The organism is Leptospirales bacterium (assembly GCA_019694655.1).
Taxonomy (GTDB): domain Bacteria; phylum Spirochaetota; class Leptospiria; order Leptospirales; family Leptonemataceae; genus SSF53.
The window spans coordinates 47,882-66,281 of record JAIBBN010000003.1; the positions used below are offsets into that span (position 1 = coordinate 47,882).

General features: G+C 59.3%; 15 protein-coding genes and 1 pseudogene. 5 read left to right on the forward strand and 11 right to left on the reverse strand.

The window, feature by feature from the left end; translation table 11 throughout:
• Positions 1-7: 7 nt before the first annotated feature.
• The 9 genes from K1X75_06130 to K1X75_06170 form a co-directional block, all read right to left on the reverse strand.
• The gene (locus K1X75_06130) at positions 8-481 is read right to left on the reverse strand and encodes a hypothetical protein (GenBank protein MBX7057626.1); all 474 of its coding nucleotides are present in this window, start codon (positions 479-481) and stop codon (positions 8-10) included.
• Between the two features lie 3 nt (positions 482-484).
• Positions 485-997: a hypothetical protein gene (locus K1X75_06135; protein MBX7057627.1), complete on the reverse strand. Its 513-nt coding sequence runs from the start codon at positions 995-997 to the stop codon at positions 485-487.
• 30 nt (positions 998-1,027) lie between these two features.
• The gene (locus tag K1X75_06140) at positions 1,028-2,542 is read right to left on the reverse strand and encodes a hypothetical protein (protein MBX7057628.1); all 1,515 of its coding nucleotides are present in this window, start codon (positions 2,540-2,542) and stop codon (positions 1,028-1,030) included.
• A 36-nt stretch (positions 2,543-2,578) separates the two neighbouring features.
• Complete coding sequence (locus tag K1X75_06145; protein ID MBX7057629.1) at positions 2,579-3,103, reverse strand: hypothetical protein; 525 nt, start codon at positions 3,101-3,103, stop codon at positions 2,579-2,581.
• A complete protein-coding gene (locus tag K1X75_06150) occupies positions 3,100-3,687 on the reverse strand; it encodes a hypothetical protein (GenBank protein ID MBX7057630.1) in 588 nt (195 codons plus the stop codon). Before K1X75_06150 ends, K1X75_06145 begins: the two co-directional genes overlap by 4 nt.
• Complete coding sequence (locus K1X75_06155) at positions 3,684-4,733, reverse strand: PilZ domain-containing protein (protein ID MBX7057631.1); 1,050 nt, start codon at positions 4,731-4,733, stop codon at positions 3,684-3,686. Before K1X75_06155 ends, K1X75_06150 begins: the two co-directional genes overlap by 4 nt.
• A gap of 153 nt (positions 4,734-4,886) precedes the next feature.
• A complete protein-coding gene (locus K1X75_06160) occupies positions 4,887-5,306 on the reverse strand; it encodes a hypothetical protein (GenBank protein MBX7057632.1) in 420 nt (139 codons plus the stop codon).
• A gap of 143 nt (positions 5,307-5,449) precedes the next feature.
• A complete protein-coding gene (locus K1X75_06165; GenBank protein MBX7057633.1) occupies positions 5,450-6,538 on the reverse strand; it encodes a hypothetical protein in 1,089 nt (362 codons plus the stop codon).
• A 148-nt stretch (positions 6,539-6,686) separates the two neighbouring features.
• The gene (locus tag K1X75_06170; protein MBX7057634.1) at positions 6,687-7,232 is read right to left on the reverse strand and encodes an ankyrin repeat domain-containing protein; all 546 of its coding nucleotides are present in this window, start codon (positions 7,230-7,232) and stop codon (positions 6,687-6,689) included.
• 107 nt (positions 7,233-7,339) lie between these two features.
• Between K1X75_06170 and K1X75_06175 the strand changes: the two genes are divergently transcribed.
• The 4 genes and pseudogenes from K1X75_06175 (at position 7,340) to K1X75_06190 (ending at position 15,919) form a co-directional block, all read left to right on the forward strand.
• On the forward strand, positions 7,340-10,084 hold the full coding sequence (locus K1X75_06175; GenBank protein ID MBX7057635.1) for a TonB-dependent receptor: 2,745 nt from the start codon (positions 7,340-7,342) through the stop codon (positions 10,082-10,084).
• Between the two features lie 67 nt (positions 10,085-10,151).
• A complete protein-coding gene (locus K1X75_06180; GenBank protein ID MBX7057636.1) occupies positions 10,152-12,929 on the forward strand; it encodes a TonB-dependent receptor in 2,778 nt (925 codons plus the stop codon).
• The gene (locus tag K1X75_06185; GenBank protein ID MBX7057637.1) at positions 12,902-14,494 is read left to right on the forward strand and encodes a hypothetical protein; all 1,593 of its coding nucleotides are present in this window, start codon (positions 12,902-12,904) and stop codon (positions 14,492-14,494) included. Before K1X75_06180 ends, K1X75_06185 begins: the two co-directional genes overlap by 28 nt.
• Positions 14,495-14,569: 75 nt before the next feature.
• Positions 14,570-15,919: pseudogene (locus K1X75_06190) on the forward strand (adenylate/guanylate cyclase domain-containing protein).
• Positions 15,920-15,941: 22 nt separating this feature from the next.
• Here K1X75_06190 and K1X75_06195 read toward each other — a convergent pair.
• Positions 15,942-16,496 carry a hypothetical protein gene (locus K1X75_06195; GenBank protein MBX7057638.1) on the reverse strand — a complete coding sequence of 185 codons (555 nt, stop codon included), beginning with the start codon at positions 16,494-16,496 and terminating at the stop codon, positions 15,942-15,944.
• Positions 16,497-16,580: 84 nt separating this feature from the next.
• Complete coding sequence (locus K1X75_06200; protein ID MBX7057639.1) at positions 16,581-17,894, reverse strand: MFS transporter; 1,314 nt, start codon at positions 17,892-17,894, stop codon at positions 16,581-16,583.
• A 65-nt stretch (positions 17,895-17,959) separates the two neighbouring features.
• On the opposite strand from K1X75_06200, the gene K1X75_06205 reads away from it, so the two are divergent.
• Positions 17,960-18,385 (forward strand): VOC family protein, encoded by a 426-nt coding sequence (locus tag K1X75_06205; GenBank protein ID MBX7057640.1) that lies wholly within the window; start codon positions 17,960-17,962, stop codon positions 18,383-18,385.
• Positions 18,386-18,400 lie beyond the last annotated feature (15 nt).

The window sequence follows — 18,400 nt, forward strand, 5'->3', positions numbered from 1 at the left end:
ATGGACCTCAATTGATCTGAATCTGAAAATGTTCATTTGGCGGCGTCGTACTTGCCGCAAGACAGAGGTATGACATTGGCGATTGCAAGCCGCTCAGCATGGGATCTTCGCCATTTGCAGTCGCGAATGATCGTCCGCGGTCGTAGGCGCTGAGTACCCCGCTGATACCGGGGTTGGTAAACATCTGAACGGTAAAGGGACCATCGCCTTCGGTACGCACAAATGCGGCGACACGCCCACTGGCAAAGTTCAAGAGTAAACTGCCGGGGTCCGCGGATGACCAGAGCACGCCCGTTGCGATTAAGTTTGTCGGATTCACTTCACACGGAGAAGTCTGGCTGCCCAGCCAGAGTATTCCAGCAATTGCCGCGCCATAAGCAATATCCTGGTCCTCGGGAACAGTGGGGGTGCAGCGCAGGAAGTCGCCGCTCAATGCGAACAGCGCCGCCGCTGTGGCGAGCTTCTGTAACCGGCGCAGCATGGCTCAGTTCACCAGCACCTGAAAGGGCAGGGCCCCGGCCATGATCTGTACTTCGAAGCACAGATTGGCGACAGCCGCCGGAAGCGGCTGCGTCGGGTCGTTGGCAAAAGCGCCGACGAGCACAGGGTTCGTGTACAGGACAACACGCGCCGTAAAGCTTCCGCTGGTAGTCACAGTGATAATCGCTGGACCGCTGGTGCTGATCATGAACAGGGCCCCGCCGGCAAAGGGGGTCAAAACACTGCCCGGCGTACTGGAATCCCAGGTTGAGCCCACGGAAAGCTGGTTGAAGCTCTCGCTGGCGCAGGCCGGGGTATTGCCCAGAGCGGTGCGCAGCGCGAGGGCAAACGTCAAATTGCGTACGTCTTCGGCCGCCTGGTCTTCTTTTTCTTCTGCGAACGGCAAGCAGCCGGTCAAAAGCAGGATGCCGACGACTGCAGCGTGGAAGCGTCGCTGCACAATAGCATCGCGCTCTTTTTTCAAAGCGCCTCCAATTGCTTTAGGTACATCAATCATATTTTCACTACATAAAATAATACCGTTCCACTATTTGCAATATCCAAAGAAAAAGCATGCGATCAGCAGCGCCAGATCCTCAGCATAGGGGTCGATCGGCGCTTCGGACCAGTCGCGCCAGTTGTTTTGAGTAAAATCAAAATCGTTGAGATAAATGTCATAGTCCAATTGGCGCATCTTTGCTGACAGGACATCGGCCCAGAGCTGAGCGCCGGCCGCATTTGGATGAACATCATCATGATAGAGCTCATTGCGGCCGGCCCATTCTACATACGGGTGCTGGAAGTAGGGCTCCATGGAAACATATTCGACCGTCCGTCTCGAGGTGCCTGGGATCGGGACGCCCTGCGCCACATAGTTTTCCTGGATTCGCCGGCCAAGCATCACGATCATTGCTGATACAGCCTTGCTCTTGTTGGGCAGGGCGTACATCACAGCCCAGCCGGTTTCATAGCGCGGAGTTTCCTGAATCAGATTCCAGAAGTCCATCCAGGGCATGCCGTGTTTGAGCCGGTCAAAGTAGCCGTTCAGGCCTTTCTCATTGCGCTGTTGAAATCTTGCTGCGGGATCCTCAAAGAGCCCCGTCAGGCTGGTATTCATGCCCAGCAGACGCCCCAGGGAGTGGTCTACGCCGCGGAAAAAACGCATGAAATCGGAGTTGTATTGAACAAAGGGAAACAGACCGCGTTCAAAACCGCGATAGCCGATGGTATCATAGAGCCAGCGGCGCTGCTTGTTGATCAAATCAAAAATTGGATTCGCTATTGCGCCCACAGCATCGAGGAGCGTTCCATTAATAGCGCAAACAAGGCCGCCGGCGGCGCTGATAACTTCAAGACCCGGCGTATTAACGCCACAGAATGGCTCCAGCAGGCTGGTTTTGGGCGCGATGTCTCCAACCACGGTCGACGCAGAATATGGATGATAGCCAACGAGCAGCACAGTACGCCCGTTTTGCTGCAAGAGGGCTATCATTCGGCCAATATGGTTGAGGATGGCGTTCAATTGATAGTGAGCATAATGCGGATTGATGCCAACCAGAGGGACGCCGTCGCGAATGTCATTTCCGCCAATCTCCATAATGACCCGGTAAGGCGCCGTTCGATCGAAGTTGCTGCGCGCTTGAGCCGGAGCATTGTCGCCAAGGCAGTCCTCGATGAATTTCCGCTGAATGGAGGCGTGCTGGCCGGGGATGGCCGTATTCAGGATGCGCCAGACGGGTCCGGTGCGCGGCGGCGGATTGGTCATAAAATTTTCCCAGCGCTTGTTGACAATGGCGCCCGTACCGCTGCCGACACGCCACGCAAGTTGTGAAGCCGGCTCCACGCCATGCAAGGCGCCCACCGAGTCGCCAATCCACATGGCGTGAAAGGAATCGCGCGGACCAAGGTGCATGTTGTCAAAATTGCAGCGTAAAGCATTTTCTGCGCCATAGACTTGTGCAGCGTCGAGCGGTAGATAACCGCCTTCAGGCAGCGGCGCGGCAGCCGCCGCTGCGCTGAAGGCGCAGACAGCGAAGGCACAAAGTGCGATGCGTGGATTCATATTTATTCCTCTTGAGCAAGCAACCTTTACAAATATTCAATTGATCTGGATCTGAAAAGCCGCTGGCGGTGTACGTTTCTGGAAGACCAGAAAGCAAACCGTGGCCGGAGCTCCGCTGCTAATCGCCAGGCTGGGATTTGGGCCGTCATTCGGCCCATAGGAATCGCGTATCGTAGTGGTGTTGTATATAGCTTCAATATCGCCGACGGCGCTGGCCGCGGTGGTCATGTTCACTGTGTAGGGCGGCGCCGCTGTGGTTTGCAGATAAACTACTGCGAGGTCCGCATTCGATCCTAGGTGCAACTGCAGCTTGTCTCCCGCCTGCGTCGAATCCCAGAGCACGCCGCCAGGAACTTGAACGACGCGAGACGGCTCCCGGTCGCAGGGAGTAGTAATTGCATAGTATAACATGAACGCATACACCATGCGTATCGATTCATTTGATTCGTCCGTGGCCTTTGCTTGCGGACTTTGATCGCCCAGGCAGGCGCTCAAGTTTACAAGCCCAGTCCAGAGCAAGAGCGCTGTGGCATATCGCCCGCCGCGATGGACCCGGTTCACGGATCGGCGCCCTGTAACTCGCCGCGTCGCCGCAGCTCGTCGCTCACCTGGCGGTAGAGGGCGAGCATGTTCTCTGTCGACTTTTGCATTTGATCGGCGTCCAGGCCGTGGTCCGTAAAGCCCGGCATATCCGCGATCTCATGGGTCATGATGGCGCTGTTGGCGCACATATAGCGCACACGATAGAGAAAGGGCACGGGCAGCTTCGGTAGTTGTTTTGTTACATCGGCGATCAGTTCCTGTTGTAACGATTCAAAGGTCGTTCCGTCTTCCTGCCTGGCGTACTCCATTGTGCTCACCATATCAGCGGCCATCATTTCCTGAAACTCCGGTTCGTAAAATCCCTCTGTATAGCGGTCGTACATAGCGTACTGAATCGCTTCCCTTTCTCCGGCGATCAAAGCGTACGGTCCCTCTGTCGGAAAGAGAGTGTCAACAAGCTGGATCGGGACGACATCGGGCGATGGACGCGTTGCCAGCAGCGCAAGTACTGTGGGCACAAGCGCGCTGTCGTCGGGATTTTCCATTGGTATGCATCCCACAAATAGAAGCGCACTGAGCGCAGCAGCTCTCCAGCGATTCATCGCGACCTTTCTCCTTGCTTGATGAGTTTCCGAATCACATGTTTATCTACAGTACCGGGAGCAATAAAGCGGATGCCAAAGCCCGGCGGTTTCTGGAACAGCCCTTGCGGATTGCTCCACATGACCTGGCCACGGAGCGCGGCGGAGTTCTGGTCAGCCGAAAGAACGACGGCCAACTCGGTCTCTGGCGCCGGCGGGGCGGCCATAGCCAGATAGGCGCCGTCGCGGGAAACATTCAGCATATTTGCCGGTTGCTTTCTGCCATCGACTTCAACCGCGCATTGCAGCGAGATAACATAGCGTTTCGGGAAAACAAGCTTCAAGAATTGGCGAATCGCACGGCGGGTGGCCGCGCTTGTATAAAAACGCAGGCCAAGGCCGTCGGGGTCGATGCGCGCAACTTCGGCGCTGATATTCAGTGTGAGGCCATGATGAAGTTGCAACTCTACGCGCTGCTTCTGAGCGATGGCATACTGCTCAGCGGCATTTGCTGGCAGATTGACGTAACAGCCGAGCACGCTCAGGTCGCGAGTTGTCGCTCGCTGATCGCCAATCAATAGTCCGGTCTGAATCAGTTGTCTTGGCCGGCGACGGAAACCGCGCCAGCCAGCGTTCAGGTAGGGCGCCGAAATGTCGCGCTGCAAGAAATAGCCAAGCAGCAGCAGGGCCGCGGCCGAACGAACGATTTCACCGCTGCGTGCTACCGTCGGCGCCGCCAGAAAAAGGGCAAGACTGTAGCCCATCAAGACTCCAGCGTGAATCAGGAAGGCAAAATATCCCCATCGCCTGACACGCAATAGACAGAAGGCGACAACCGGCGCAGTAAGAAACAGGACCAGCGCCAGCAGGGAATAGGCGGCGAAGAGCGACCTCCAGTTTGCGCTGAGGGCGGCCAAACTGTAGAGGAGGTTGGCGACCGGCAGCAGCAGATAGACAATTCCGGCCAGTTTCAGGCCCGGCGGCGTTTTGATTCGAGCTGCAGAGCTTTCGTCTGCCTGCGGGCCCAGCAGCGGCCGGCGTTGAAAGAGGGTAAGGGAAACGGCCATCCGGTCGATCCTCCGCTTCCCTTTTTTTTTTTTTCAAGCAAATTCTTTGGTTTTGGAGTTTCAGGCCAGCGGCGAGTCTGTCTCATCCTGCCGCATTCCGGTTTATGCCCGCCTCCCGCCTCCCGCCTCCTGCGCCCGGCGTCGGCGGCACGTTCAGTGGCGGAGTAAGAGGCTGATAATGGCAACGGTCGCTCCGACCTGCCCAATCCAGAAGAGGAACATCCAGCGCAGCTGCGACACATGGAGCGCGGCGATCCTGGCGTCCAGCTGCGCCATTCGGGTCTCCAGGTCGCCTCGCGTTCGGGCCAGCTCTACACGAACCTCGGAGATTTCCTCTTTCAGCTCTACGCGAACCTGGGAGATTTCCTCTTTTAGCTCTACGCGAACCTGAGAGATTTCATCGCGCAGCTCGGTTTTGGCTTCCAGGACGACCCTGTGGAAGCGCTCTTCGACCTGACGAACGACGTCGATTTCCTGATTCTTTGCGATTTCGTTCAAACCCTGAACAAAATCATCGTAGGAATCGCCAAAGGCCTCGCGAACCCCTCGGCCAAAATTTACCACATGGGTCATTGAAGTCAGAATAGCGAGGCCGCCGCAGGCAGGTCAATCCGGAAGCTGTGCGAATGGTAGAGCGCGGACAGCTGATTGCCATCGGCCAGCGACACACACTGCTATTGGAGGTCGCTGACCGAGGGATCCCGAGGCGCGAAGGGCTACTTGAAATCGATATCGAAGCTGATTCCAGTTTCGATGCCGGCCAGGGTCTCGTGCTGTTCTTTGCCGTAAACTGCGAAGTCTCCCAGCACATCGCCGGAAGGCAGCAGCGTTGTGCCATAGACCGTACCAATAGGCGCTGGCCCGCGCAGACCGGTGAAAGTTGCCAGGGTGATGTAATTGGCGTAACTGCGAGTGTAGCGTTGCTCCCGGTAGCCAATATGCCAGCGCAGCGAGTCGCTCTCGACTTCAATTCCCAGTGCGTATTCGCGCATGGCCAGCCTTGCATTGTACTGTATCGCCGAAGCGGACAGCGAAAAGACGGAGTTACTGACGCTGCCGCTTCCGATCAAACCGGCGCCGCGATCGATCTCCAGCGGGCTGGCGATGGTGACGGTTGGCATGGAACGAAACTCGGCAAGCAAGGAAACGCGATCCTTATTGCTGCGCTGACCGGCGAGCGGCAGGCGCAGAATCAAGCCAGGCGCTATGCCGTGAAATTTCCGTTCCGCATCAATCGTCGAGTTGGTAACACTGACCACCGAACTGCCGGAAATCAGAGTGGATTGTACCTGGAAGCGCGTAAAGGCTTCGCTGAAGCTGTGCCGGGAAATGTAGGGCTCCAGTTCCAATCCGCCAGGTAGTTTATTCAATACCAGTCCCAGATGCCAGTCGTTCTGGCGGATGCGATAGTTTTGAATTTCCTGCCGGCCGCTGCTGACATAGGTAATGCCAGATACAGCGCCAAAGGCCAGATCCTCGTTGCCCATCTCGCCTTCAAAGCGGTGCAGTGTGTACTGGATTCCCAGACGCAGGGCTGCGCTGCCCAGATCGTGAACATAGTAGAGCGCCAGCGGCAGTTGTCGACGCCCGGTTGGCGTAATGGCAGTGGGCGTGCGACCGGCGACAATATCGCCATTGGCAGAAATGTCCCACTCCGTATCGCGCATCAGACGGCTGTGCGAGTCGCTGCGGAATTCGGGCTGATAGCCAAGATTGAATTCCATCTGAAGGCTCTGCGCCGATAGCGCCAGCGGCGCAAGAAGACCCAGACAGGAAATGAGTTGTAGCAATGGCTTGAGTTTCATGGCGCCCCCTGCGCGCGGCGACGGCAGCTCAGCAACGCTGCTGGCTGGACCTTCGCCGATTTCGGGCAGATCTCAGGGCAGCCCTTTCTTTGATTCAATCAATTTTTATGATGAAAATAGCATCCCTTGCACTTTCTGCGAGCCAGTCTCACATCAAATAGGACTTGCCATTCTTATCCACAAGACTCGGGTCTCCGCCGGCCGCCAGGAGTGCGGAACTGATTTCGGCCATCGCCGAATAGGATCGACTGAGCATCAGCGGCGTGACGCCTTCATGGTCGCGCGCATTGGGATTGGCGCCAGCCTCCAGCAGCAGCTGTGTTGTTTCCAGGTCGCCGCATTCCACCGCCATGTGCAAGGCGCTGTAGCCGCGTCGGTCCGGCTGGTCGATCACCTGCAGAAAGCCAGCGGACAGCAGCGCCTGAACGTAGGCGACGCGCGAACCAAGTCGACAGGCCAGATGCAGCGCCTCCGGCGCTGGCGATTTCAGCATTCCGAACTGCTCCAATCGTTGCAGTGCAAGCTGGAACTGCTCGCGCCGCTCCAGTTCAATTGCATTGAAAAGCAACTGGCCCGCTCGCCGTTTTCGCAAGGCATCAATCAGGTACATGGCAGCCCCCTGCGCCATGACTGCGGAGCGCTCCGCGTCGATACCCAGATCAAGAGCATGCCAGTTCGCCGGCAATCCATCCATTTTCTTCGCGGAGCGCAGAATTGCCCGCCAGCCGAAGAATTGCTTTTCCAATTTGCAGACAGGATTCCAAATTGGATGTGAGATTTTGCAGGTCTGGCGTCGGCCCTTTGCTTCTGGGACTTCTGGCGACGCTGCTGCATCCTGCTCTGGCGCTTTCCGCCAGGGAAAGTAGTCCGCGCAGCGTCTGGCTGGCGCAATTCCAGCGCAGCGGGCCGGGACCGGCGGATTTGCAGCTGGAAGGCCTGCTTCAGGCAGAGCTGGCTGTGGCCCTGCAGCAGCGCGGCTTTATCGTCGAGCGCGGCCAGCTGCCCCTGGCCCAGGCGCCAGCGGGCGAGGGCATGGCAATTGGCGGATATTATCGCCGATCGGCGGCTGGCCGCCTCCATCTCTTTGGGCTGATAGCCGATCGTCAATCGCAGCGCATCGTGGACGGCGCCTCGCGCAGCAGCGTGCTCGATTTGCCAGGCGCCGATCAGGCCCTTGGACGCGTGCGAGGCGAACTGGAGGAGAGCGATACCGAATCCATTCGACGCTTCGCGGAGCGCGTCGCGCGACAGGCGGCGTTGAATCCCGAGCTGCGGCTGCGACGTGACAATCTGCTGGCACATTCGCCGGAAGATGCGCGCGAGGATCTGTCCGGCTTCTGGCCTGGCGAGCAGGAAGCGGGCGACGCGGCGCGCGAAGCCTTTGAACTTCTGGAAAACCAGAAGGTGGTCACCGCCACGCGCAGCCAGCGTACGCTGCGTCAGTCGCCGGCGGCGGTTTACGTCGTGACCGAACGCCAGATTCGCGAGCGAGGCTACCGCACCCTGGTCGACGCGCTGCATGACATTCCGGGCTTTGATATCATCCATACGTATGGCATCTTTCCAGAGTTGGTGCATCCGCGCGGCCTGGTTGGCAACAATCAGCGCACGCTGATCTATATCGACGGCATTCTCGACAACAATATCAGCGAGCGTGCAACGCTTGGCGGCTCGTTGCGATACCCGCTCTTCAACGTCGAACGCATCGAGGTAGTGATGGGTCCGTCTTCCGCGCTCTATGGCGCCAACGCCTTTGGAGGCGTGATTCAAGTCTTCACCAAGGGCGGCGACACAGCGCCCGGCGGCGATGCGGAAGTAGGTTATGGTCGCTACCTGGATGCTGGATACGCGCCCGGCGCCTACGGGGCTGTGGCCGGTCGCGGTCGCAGCAGCGATTCGGACATGCATTACTCCGCCGCTGGATGGTTTTTCAGTTCGCGCGGTCCGTACTTTGGCGATCGACAATCCTTGCGCTCTAAGTCGGTCAACGAGAACGACCCCCGCTGGCAACTGGAGAAGGAAGCCTGCGGCGGACCGTGCGTCATCCCATCCGACGCCATTGGTTATGACTGGTCGCCTTACTACAATGCATCGCAGGAGGAAAGCTACAATCTCTCCGCACGCCTGCAGGCTGGCGGCTTCTCACTGCGCACTGTCAACTGGCAGCATGTACAGGCCGACGGAACCTTTGCCAATGGCAGCAACCTGGTCGATACCGATCAGCTTGGGTTTCAGCGTTCGGGCTGGAATTTTCGCAACAATGCCGCTGCTCTGGCCTATGACTGGAACATTGCCAGCGCTGCATCGCTCAACAGCGAGATAGCAGTACGGCACACGGAATTGCTGGGCTCCAGTCGCGATGTAACCGTCAATCGTGCGCCCGATCCGCTGTTCTATTACGATCTAAACCGTAGCGGCGACTTCAAGCTGAATGAAAACTACAGCCGGGCTGACTATTCGCTGGAGTGGCGCGAAAAGCTGGAATGGAATATTTCGCGCCGTCTGCAGACCCTGGCCGGCGTCGAAGCGGTGCAGGAAAGCACGCCGCGAGATTACGGCGCAGCCAAGCGATATGTGTTCAGCACCTACGCTGGCTACTTGCAGGCTCAATTCCTGCCAATCGATATGCTTGAGGTCTTGATTGGTTATCGCTATGACTTCAATACGAACTACGGCCAGGCGCATACGCCGCGCGTCGGCCTGACCTTAAGCCCCGCTGGATGGCTGACGCTGCGCGCCATGGCCAGCACCGGTTTTCGCGCGCCGACGCCCTGGGAACTTTTCAACGAAACGGCTCAGCGTCGCGCCAATCCTGATTTGCAGCCTGAGCAAATGCGCAGTTATGAGCTGGGCGCGGGCCTGCGTTTCTTGCGCGACTACTATTTGCAGTTCACCTTCTATCGCAACGAGATCAGCGACCTGTTGCTGGAAGCGCAGGCGAGCGCGCTGCCCAGACCGGAAGGCGGCTACTACAATCAAAATCAAAATGTCGGCCGCGCCCGGATTGTTGGCGCGGAGGCGCAGCTGGACGCGCGGCCCCTGGAATCGATCAACGTGGCTCTGGGCTACAGCTACAATCGCGGCTTCTACTTTGATCTCCCGCTTGGGCAAGCAGCGCCGCTTTCGACTCGCGGCCGACCGGGCGATGATCTGCTGCGCGACTACATTGGCGCGGCAACCGGAACGCGTCCCGGCGATGAACGCGGCGATATCCCCAACATCGCTCCGCACCGCGTTTTTGTAGGCCTGACCTGGCGTCCGATTCTCGACCTCAGCCTGCACCTGCGCGCCAATTACGCCGACATCCGTCGCACAATTGCCAGCAATCCAGAAAAAACCGTAGCCGGCTATTTACTGCTGCAGCTAAACATCCGCTATGAGAATCTTTTTGGCCTGCAGGGATGGTACGCCAGTCTGCTGTTGCGCAACGCAGGAGATGTCAGCGCCTATGATCCGGGCATTCGCAACGCAACCGGCGACTACTACCCCACGCGCCATCCCATCGAGGAGCGCAATATCTGGTTGAGTTTAGGCTACAAATTCTAATGTTCGCACCATCCACGCCAGGTTGCGTCAGTTTTCAGCCAATCAACGGAGAAAAGGTTTCCAAACTATGCGGCGGCAGTCCATTCAGCAAGTGAAGCGGCTGAGCTGCATTGCATTTCTGCTGCTGGCGCAGCTGGGCCTGCTGCGGCCGGCGCTGGCTGAGGAAAATAGCTCCGTCACTGTATGGATTGCTGTTTTCCAGCCGGCGGAAGGTGAGCGGCGCAATGAGCCGCTTGAGCAGCAGTTACAAACGGCTCTGGCCACGGCTTTTGCCGCCCAGGGCTACGCTGTGGAGCGCGGCAACGGTTCGCTCTCGGATTTGCCGGCGGGCGCAGGCTTGGCCGTGGGCGGCTATTACGCTCGTTCCAGCGCCGGCCGGGTCAGCCTCTATGGCTTGATTGTTGATCGCGGCCGCCGTCGCGTGATCGATGCTACCGCGCGCAACAGCGTGCTGGACCTGCCGGGCGCCAGCGCCGCACTTTCTCATGTCCGGCGCGACCTGGAAGAGAGCGATGGGCAGGCCATCGAGCGTTTTGCCGGCCGTGTGGTGCGGCAGGCGCAATTGAATCCGGATTTGCGTTTGCGTCAGGACAACCTGGAATCGCAAACGCCTTCCGGGGCGCGCGAGGATCTCGCGGCCCTCTGGCCAGGCGAGGAGGGATCGCGGGCCGCTGCGCGCGAAGCCTTTGAACTGCTGGAAAATCAAACGGTCGTTACGGCAACGCGCAGCCAGAGTCGACTGCGCGATACGCCCTCGACGGTATACGTCATTACCGAACGGCAGATCCGTGAACGAGGCTACCGCACTCTGATCGACGCTCTGGAAGATTTGCCGGGCTTCGATACCATTCACGTTTACGGCATCTTTCCAGAACTGGTGCATCCGCGCGGACTGGTTGGCAACAACCAGCGAACCCTGGTCTACGTAGATGGCGTACTGGATACTAACATCAGCGAGCGCGCCCCGCGCAACGGCACGCTGCACTTCCCGCTCTTCAATGTAGAGCGCATTGAGGTGGTGATGGGACCATCGTCCGCCCTCTATGGCGCCAACGCCTTTGGCGGCGTTATTCAGATCTTTACCAAAGGCGGAGATGTCTCGCCTGGCGCCGAGGCCGAGGTCGGCTACGGTCGTTATCTGGATCGCGGCTATTCGCCGGGAGCGCACGCCGCCCTTGCCTCGCGCGGTCGCAGCAATGACAGCGAAATGCACTACTCAGCTTCGGCCTGGTTCAACAGTACGCGCGGGCCCTACTTTGGCGATCGGCAGTCGCTGCGTCCGCGTTCGGTTGATGAAAACGATCCGCGCTGGCAGCTGGAAAAGTCGCTGTGCGGCGGTCCCTGCACGCCAGGCGCCGATGCTGTTGGATTCGATTGGTCGCCGTACTACGACGCCTCCGCTCAGGAGGACTACAACATCACCGCTCGTTTTCAATCGGGCGGCTTTTCACTGCGCACTGTGAACTGGCAGTTCCGACAGCCCTACGGAACCTTTGCCAACGCCGGCGCCCAGGTCGACACGCACCAGATGCGTTTTAAGGGCTCCGATTGGGATTTTCGCAACAATGCCGCGACCATGGGCTACAATGCGAGCCTGGCGCAGTCGCTTTCGCTGGAAAGCGAGATCGGCGTGCGCCATACGGAAGTGCTGGGCAGCAGCAGCGACGTGACGGTCGATCCGCCGGACCCGTTGTACTACTACCGTCTGGATCATACTAAGGGATTCACAACTAACGACAAGTATGCGCGCGCCGACTATTCGCTGGAATGGCGGGAAAAGCTGGAATGGAACGCCTCGCGCCGGCTGCAAACCATCGCCGGAATTGAAACAACGCAGGAAAGTACGCCGCGCGGCTACGGCGTGTCCGAGCGCTTTCTATCCACTACCTATGCCGGCTATCTTCAGGTGCAAATCCTGCCGCTGGATGCCTGGACGGTGCTGCTTGGCTATCGCTACGACCTGAATACGGACTACGGCTATGCGCACACGCCGCGCCTGGGCCTGACTTACCAGCCCTGGGATTGGCTTTCGCTCAAGGCCGTGGCCAGCGCTGGATTCCGTGCGCCGACCGCCTGGGAGCTGTACAACGAAACGCCACAACGTCGCTCCAATCCTGACTTGAAGCCGGAGCGCATGCGCAGCTATGAATTTGGAGCTGGCCTGCGCTTCCTGCGCGACTACTACCTGCAAACAGCCTTGTATCGCAATGAAATCAGCGACCTCCTGCTGGAGGTGCAAACCACCCAGCCGCGTCCGGTAGGCGGCTACTACAATCAAAACAAGAATGTGGGTCGCGCCCAGGTCTACGGCGCAGAGGCGCGCCTTGATGCGCGCCCCTGGGAGTCGCTGAACTTTGACCTGGGCTACAACTACAATCATGGCGAATATCGCAACCTGCCGCCGGAGCAGAGCGCACCGCTTTCGGTGCGCGGCAGACCGGGGGACGATCCGTTGCGCGACTATCTGGCAAGCTACAGCGGACGGCGCGTCGGCGATGAGCGCGGCGACATACCCAATATCTCGCCGCATCGCGTCTTTGCCAGCGTCGTCTGGCGCCCGTGGACCGATTTGAGCGTCAGCCTTCGAGTTATTCACTATGACGTTCGTCGCACCATTGCCAATAACCCGGAGCGAACGATTCCCGGTTATTACTTGACCCACATCAATATTCGATGGGAGAATTTTCTGGGATGGTCTGGATTTTACGCCGCTCTGTTGATCCGCAACGCCGGGGATATCAGCGCTTACGATCCGGGTATTCGCATTGCCGATGGCAGCTTCTATCCTTCGCGCCATCCGCTTGAGGAACGCAACGTATGGCTGAGCATCGGCTACAAATTCTAGTTGCAATAGCGCTGATGCTGGGCGCCTGCGCGGCCTCCGCAGAAGCGCCGGTCCAGGCGCCGTCCCCGCAGCCGGCTTCTGCAGCGGACAGCAGCGGCGGCCAATCGGCAACTGCTGCCGTACACGCTCTGGTCAGCGCTGATAGCGGATACTACCAGGAAGCGCTGCTGGGAATTGAGTCGTCGCTTGAATCGGAATTGCAGGTACACTACATCGACATCCAGTCGGCGCCGGCCGCCGCTGAAGCGTTGATTGACAATCTGGACCGCCCGGGCTTGATCCTGTTGCCGCTGGGCGGCGCCGCCGCCGCCTTTGCTTTACAGTATGCTCAGCAAGCGACGGTGCTGGCCGCGCTGGCCCCTTCGCCCAATCGACTGCGCGAGTTGCATCAGGATCTCTGCGGCGTCAGCCTGCCAGTTCCAACCGATGACTACATCTCGGCCCTGCGCGAGTTGCGTCCGGGAGCGCGGCGCATCTACGTCGTCTATGCCAGTCAGGAGGGCGAATTTTCGGCTCTGGCCCTGCGTCTGCACGAAGACCAGCAGCATCTTTCGCTTACCTGGGCCAATGCGCCCTCGCTGGCGCGACTGCGGGCGCAGCTGGCCCAGGCGCCCGAGGATATCGAAGCTGTCTTTTTGCCCGCCGATCCAACCTTTGGGCGCGAAAGCTTTCAGGCTCTGGTCGAGTTCAGTCGTTCGCGCGGCATTCCGTTGATGGCGGGCTTTGCGCCGCTGGTTCGTCTGGGCGCAAGCTTTGGCTATGCGCCGGACGCGTTTCATGCCGGAGCACTTAGCGCACAACTTGCAAATCGCATACTATCGGGCGGCAACTGCGCCGAAGAGGGAATGCATCCTCTGGATTCCGCCGCTTACCAGCTCTGGATCAACGACGAGGCTCTGGAGGGCATCGGCATCCGCGCGCCGGACAGCCTTCGCCTGCGCGCCCAGTCGGCTCGTGCGCAGCGCGCCGGTCTGGACCTTTACCTCGAAGGTCGTTACGAAGCGGCGCGCAGCGTATTTGCCTGGGCCGCTTCGGTGGACCCGCAAAATCCCGCCCTGCGTCGCTACCTTTCGCTCACCGTGGAAAAACTCTCCGGTCGCGAATTGCAGGCCGAACGCGATCGCGCCCGCCAGGCGCAGGCGCGCGGCGATTTGAGCGGCGCAGAAAGCGCCTTGCGGCGAGCGCTTACGCTCAGTCCAGACAATGTAGAATTGCGCGGGCAGCTGCGCCAGGTGCAAACGGAACTCTGCGAACGCAACCGATTGCGCGGAAGGCAGACGGAAGCCTCGGGGCGCAGCATCGAAGCGCTGCGCATCTTTGCTGGCGGCGAGTGCATGAACGCCGATGCCGCCCGGCTGCGCCATAGCCTGCGCGGGGAGTTTGACGGCATCCTGGAGCAAGGTCTGACCAGTTATCACGGGCGCGACTATCGAGGGGCCATCGAAAAGCTAGAGCAGGCACTGCTCATCGATCCAGGCAGCCAGAACGCGCGCGCCTACCTGGATCTGGCGCGCAAGAAACTGCAGGCCCTTGAGCGCTTGCAGCGCCAGCAGCCTGTTCGCTGAATCGCTCCGCAGGGCAGACCGATGCCAGCGGCGATTCGCGCTTGCGATGGGGCGCTGGAAGCGTCCTGCTGGGTCATGAGTCCGAAGCCAAAGTGGATCGCCCGTCGCTGGCTGCTGCGCATTACGCCGGGTCGGACCGATGAGCTGCTGGATATTGAAATCCTGAAATCCGAGCGCATTCGCAGTCTGGCAGTGTTGAGCATTGTCGCCAGCGGCGCACTTGTCTGGCTGGCGATCTATCTCCTGGCAAAAGACTCTTTCAATGAGTCGCTGGGCATGCAGTTCCCCTTTGAAGCGCTGCTCTTTACTCTGGTAGGCGCGGCGCTGTACGAGAGCGGTCTGGCGCTGGCGCTTCGATTTCTGATTGCGCGTCGCCGCCGTTTTCCCGACGTTCCGCGCCACCTGCATACAATTCTGGAAACATCGATTCCCGGAATGCTCCTCTGGATTCTCTGTGAACGATTGACGTCGCCGCTTTTCGCCCTGCTTTCGCCGCTGACACTGATCTTCTTTCTGTTTATCATCCTTTCCATCTTGCGTTTGCGCATGGGGCTATCCGCGCTAACCGGTTTGACGGCGGCCATCTGGCTGGCGGCGCTCTCCTAGCGCTATCTTCCGCAGATACCGGCGGATCTGGCGCCGTCCTACTTGCGATCGACGGTCCCGGCCATGGCGCGCGCAGCGCTGTTGCTGGTGGCCGGCCTCGTGGCCGGTTTTGTGGGGCGCCAGTTGCGTCTGCGATTGTCGCATTCTCTTGATCTGGTTGAGGAGCGCAATCGGGTCGTGGGCATGTTCGGTCAGTATGTGAGTCCGGAAGTTGTCGATCGGCTGCTGCAACAAAAGCAGGAACTGCCGCCCGAAATGCGGCACGTCTGCGTGATGTTCATGGATATCAGAAATTTCACGGCCTTTGCTGAAAAGCGCGGTCCGGAGGAGGTCATTCTCTATCTGAATACGCTCTTTCAAGAGCTGATTGAAATTGTGAACCGCCACAAGGGCATCGTTAACAAATTTCTAGGCGATGGCTTCATGGCCGTATTCGGCGCGCCGATCTCCAGCGAAGGGCGAGATGTGGACAACGCAGCGCGGGCCGCGCTGGAAATTCTGGAGCGCATCGATCAGCTGAATCGCAGCGGACAGATCGCTCCCACTCGCGTCGGCATTGGTTTGCATGCCGGGCCGGCAATGACCGGCAGCGTCGGTTCAGCAGATCGTAAGGAATACACAATTATTGGCGACACGGTCAATCTCGCATCGCGCGTAGAACAATTGAACAAAGAGCATGGCAGCGAGCTTCTGGCCACCGATGCAGTGGTGAGCCAGCTTGGCGCCGACGCTGTCGCCCGCGGATTGCAGGCCCGCGAATTGCCAACGGTGCAGATCCGCGGGCGCGAGGCCCCGGTTCGACTTTTTCGCCTGCGCTGAGGTCGTTGCCGCTCTCCGTATCTCAACGCTGGAATTGCTCGAGATCCTGTCCGGCCAGCGCCTGCTCCAGGCGCTGTGCGTGGCGCTCGACGCTTGCTGAGGTCTCATCGTCGACAAACATCCCCGTTGCTTTGACTACGGCTTCGGCTGTGGCCTTGTTGGATTCAAATTCGCGTTCGATCGTCTGCCGCGAGTTTTCCAGCTGCTGTCGGGTTTCGGCTGGCAGGTCGTTGCGCGCCAGCTGTTGCTGAATCTCAGCCAGACCCTCTTGCTTTTTCTGCTCCAGTTCCTTTATAAAGGAGCGCGCTTTGACCACGCTGAAGGCCAGGGCGATCTTGGCGTTGGTCTGCTGGAATTGGGCCAGGCTTTCAAATCCCGCTTCGCGAGCGATTTTTTCCATTTGCGCATCGTCGCCGCCCTGTCCGCCAGGCGCGCCTGCGGCGCGCATGCCGTCTGCGGCGCGAATGTACTTTTCGATGGTGGCGTCGTCGATGGCGCCGCCCAGCAGTTTACTGCAGAGCGTGAATGCTGCCAGACATAGCAGGATAAACAGGAAGATTGGTTTGCGCAAGTTCATTGCATACTCCATCGGTAGTTGCCAGAGAAGGTGTCTCCCGGATTGCTGCGGTCAAGCAGAACAGCCTTGCCGATCGCCCGCGGTTTAGCCGCGGGGGCGCAGTTTCACGGTAAAGATCAGGAGGAATACCGAGAGCAGCGAACAGCCAAGGATAAAGTAGAGCATTTGGTCCCAGCTTTGCTCGGCAAGCACGCCCGAAATCTTGGCCATGGCGGCTCGGCCGCTGTAGCCCGCCAGCCCAATGAAGCCGGCGGCAGCGCCCACTGCCTTCTTCGATGAAAAGTCCAGGGCAGCAATGCCAATCAAAGCAACAGCGGGATAGACGAAACAACCAATGACCGCAAAGGCCGCATAGACGACCCACAGCTCGCTGTGCGGTGCGTAGACCAGTACGGCAAACGCGCCAGTGACAATCACCATGCACAGCAGGCTGACCAAACCGCGCCGCCCCTTCAATCGATCTGAATACCAGCCAACCAGGATCGTCGTGGGGATGGCGGCGGTTTCCAGCACCGAGGTGCTGAATCCGGCGGCAACAATATCCACGCCGCGCGCCTCTTTCAAGAAATGCGGACCCCAGTCAATCATTGCATAGCGCGCAATATAGACAAAGAAATTGGCCAGCGCAAAGGTCCAGATGATTCGATTGGTCAGCACGTTGTCAATGATCAGCTCGCGAATGTTCAGTTCCTTCTCATGCGTTTCACGACCTGCCGGCGGATAGTCGTTGCGAAACTCTTCAATGGATGGCAAGCCGAGGGACTGTGGCGTATCACGCAGACGCGCAAGGAGGTACAGGGCGCCAGCCAGTGCAATCGCGCCGGGTATGTAAAAGGCGGCCTGCCAGCCGATGACTTTCGTGAGCAGTGCGGCCAGCGCGCCGATGCTTGCCCCGCCGACGTTGTGCGCGGTGTTCCAGATCGAAAACTTCAGGCCCCGTTCATTTTCGCTGAACCAGTGGCCAAGCGTGCGACCGCAGGGCGGCCAACCCATGCCCTGAAACAATCCGTTCATTCCCCACAGCGTTAGATGCAGCCAGTAGTCATGCGCTGCCGAAAAGGCGAAGTTGCAGAACGCCGTCAGCGCGAGGCCGAGGGCCATGAAGGTGCGCGGGTTGGAGCGATCCGACCAGGCCCCCATGAAAAACTTTCCGACTCCATAGGTAATTGCGGTGATGGCCGCAAAGTCGGCCAGTTCGCTCTTGCTGTAGCCCAGCGCTGCGCCGAAGTCGGCCTGCACCGGCGCCAGATTGTTGCGCACCAGATAGAAAAGCGAATAGCCGATGAAGGTCGCTTCCAGCATTTGCCAGCGCAACCAGGGGAAGCGCCGTTGCACCTCGGCCTGCGGCAATTGCGGACGGTGCGCGGCCGGCTGCAGGAAGGGGAGGTTGGCAAGCATGCGCTCGAATCTGGAAGAGGCGCCCTTGCCGGCAATCTCATTCAGCGTACATTTTGGAGAAAGCGATGCCGCGATTTCAGCCAGCAATCAATCATCTTGCGCTGTTTGCCCGCGATCTGCCGGCGCTGGCGCACTTCTATGGCCAGACGCTACAATTATCGGAACTGGCGCGCCGCTTCGGGACCGCCGGCGAATTGCGCGCCGTCTGGTTCAACCTGGGCCCCAGCGTATTGATGCTGGAACTTGCCGACGCGCAGGCGGCTTCTGCAGCGCCATCGCTGCCGCCGGCAATGCGTCCGGCCGGCGCCTTTCTCTTGGCCATCAACGTCGATGATCGCCAGCGTCAGCGATTGCTGGCTGCGCTTGCCGATGCGGGCGTCGCGCTACTCCGCCAGAGCGAATACAGCGACTATTTCCTGGATCCCGAAGGCAATCGACTGGCCCTGAGCCGGTTTGAAATCGCAACATTTCTTGAGGCCGAGGGCGAGTGAAATCAGTTGCAGGCC

Excerpts from the sequence above, each read along its gene's own strand:
- K1X75_06130 (MBX7057626.1), bottom strand. The coding sequence starts at position 481 with ATGCTGCGCCGGTTACAGAAGCTCGCCACAGCGGCGGCGCTGTTCGCA.
- K1X75_06135 (MBX7057627.1), bottom strand. The coding sequence starts at position 997 with ATGATTGATGTACCTAAAGCAATTGGAGGCGCTTTGAAAAAAGAGCGC.
- K1X75_06140 (MBX7057628.1), bottom strand. The coding sequence starts at position 2,542 with ATGAATCCACGCATCGCACTTTGTGCCTTCGCTGTCTGCGCCTTCAGC.
- K1X75_06150 (MBX7057630.1), bottom strand. The coding sequence starts at position 3,687 with ATGAATCGCTGGAGAGCTGCTGCGCTCAGTGCGCTTCTATTTGTGGGA.
- K1X75_06155 (MBX7057631.1), bottom strand. The coding sequence starts at position 4,733 with ATGGCCGTTTCCCTTACCCTCTTTCAACGCCGGCCGCTGCTGGGCCCG.
- K1X75_06160 (MBX7057632.1), bottom strand. The coding sequence starts at position 5,306 with ATGACCCATGTGGTAAATTTTGGCCGAGGGGTTCGCGAGGCCTTTGGC.
- K1X75_06165 (MBX7057633.1), bottom strand. The coding sequence starts at position 6,538 with ATGAAACTCAAGCCATTGCTACAACTCATTTCCTGTCTGGGTCTTCTT.
- K1X75_06170 (MBX7057634.1), bottom strand. The coding sequence starts at position 7,232 with ATGGATGGATTGCCGGCGAACTGGCATGCTCTTGATCTGGGTATCGAC.
- K1X75_06180 (MBX7057636.1), top strand. The coding sequence starts at position 10,152 with ATGCGGCGGCAGTCCATTCAGCAAGTGAAGCGGCTGAGCTGCATTGCA.
- K1X75_06185 (MBX7057637.1), top strand. The coding sequence starts at position 12,902 with ATGGCTGAGCATCGGCTACAAATTCTAGTTGCAATAGCGCTGATGCTG.
- K1X75_06195 (MBX7057638.1), bottom strand. The coding sequence starts at position 16,496 with ATGAACTTGCGCAAACCAATCTTCCTGTTTATCCTGCTATGTCTGGCA.
- K1X75_06200 (MBX7057639.1), bottom strand. The coding sequence starts at position 17,894 with ATGCTTGCCAACCTCCCCTTCCTGCAGCCGGCCGCGCACCGTCCGCAA.
- K1X75_06205 (MBX7057640.1), top strand. The coding sequence starts at position 17,960 with ATGCCGCGATTTCAGCCAGCAATCAATCATCTTGCGCTGTTTGCCCGC.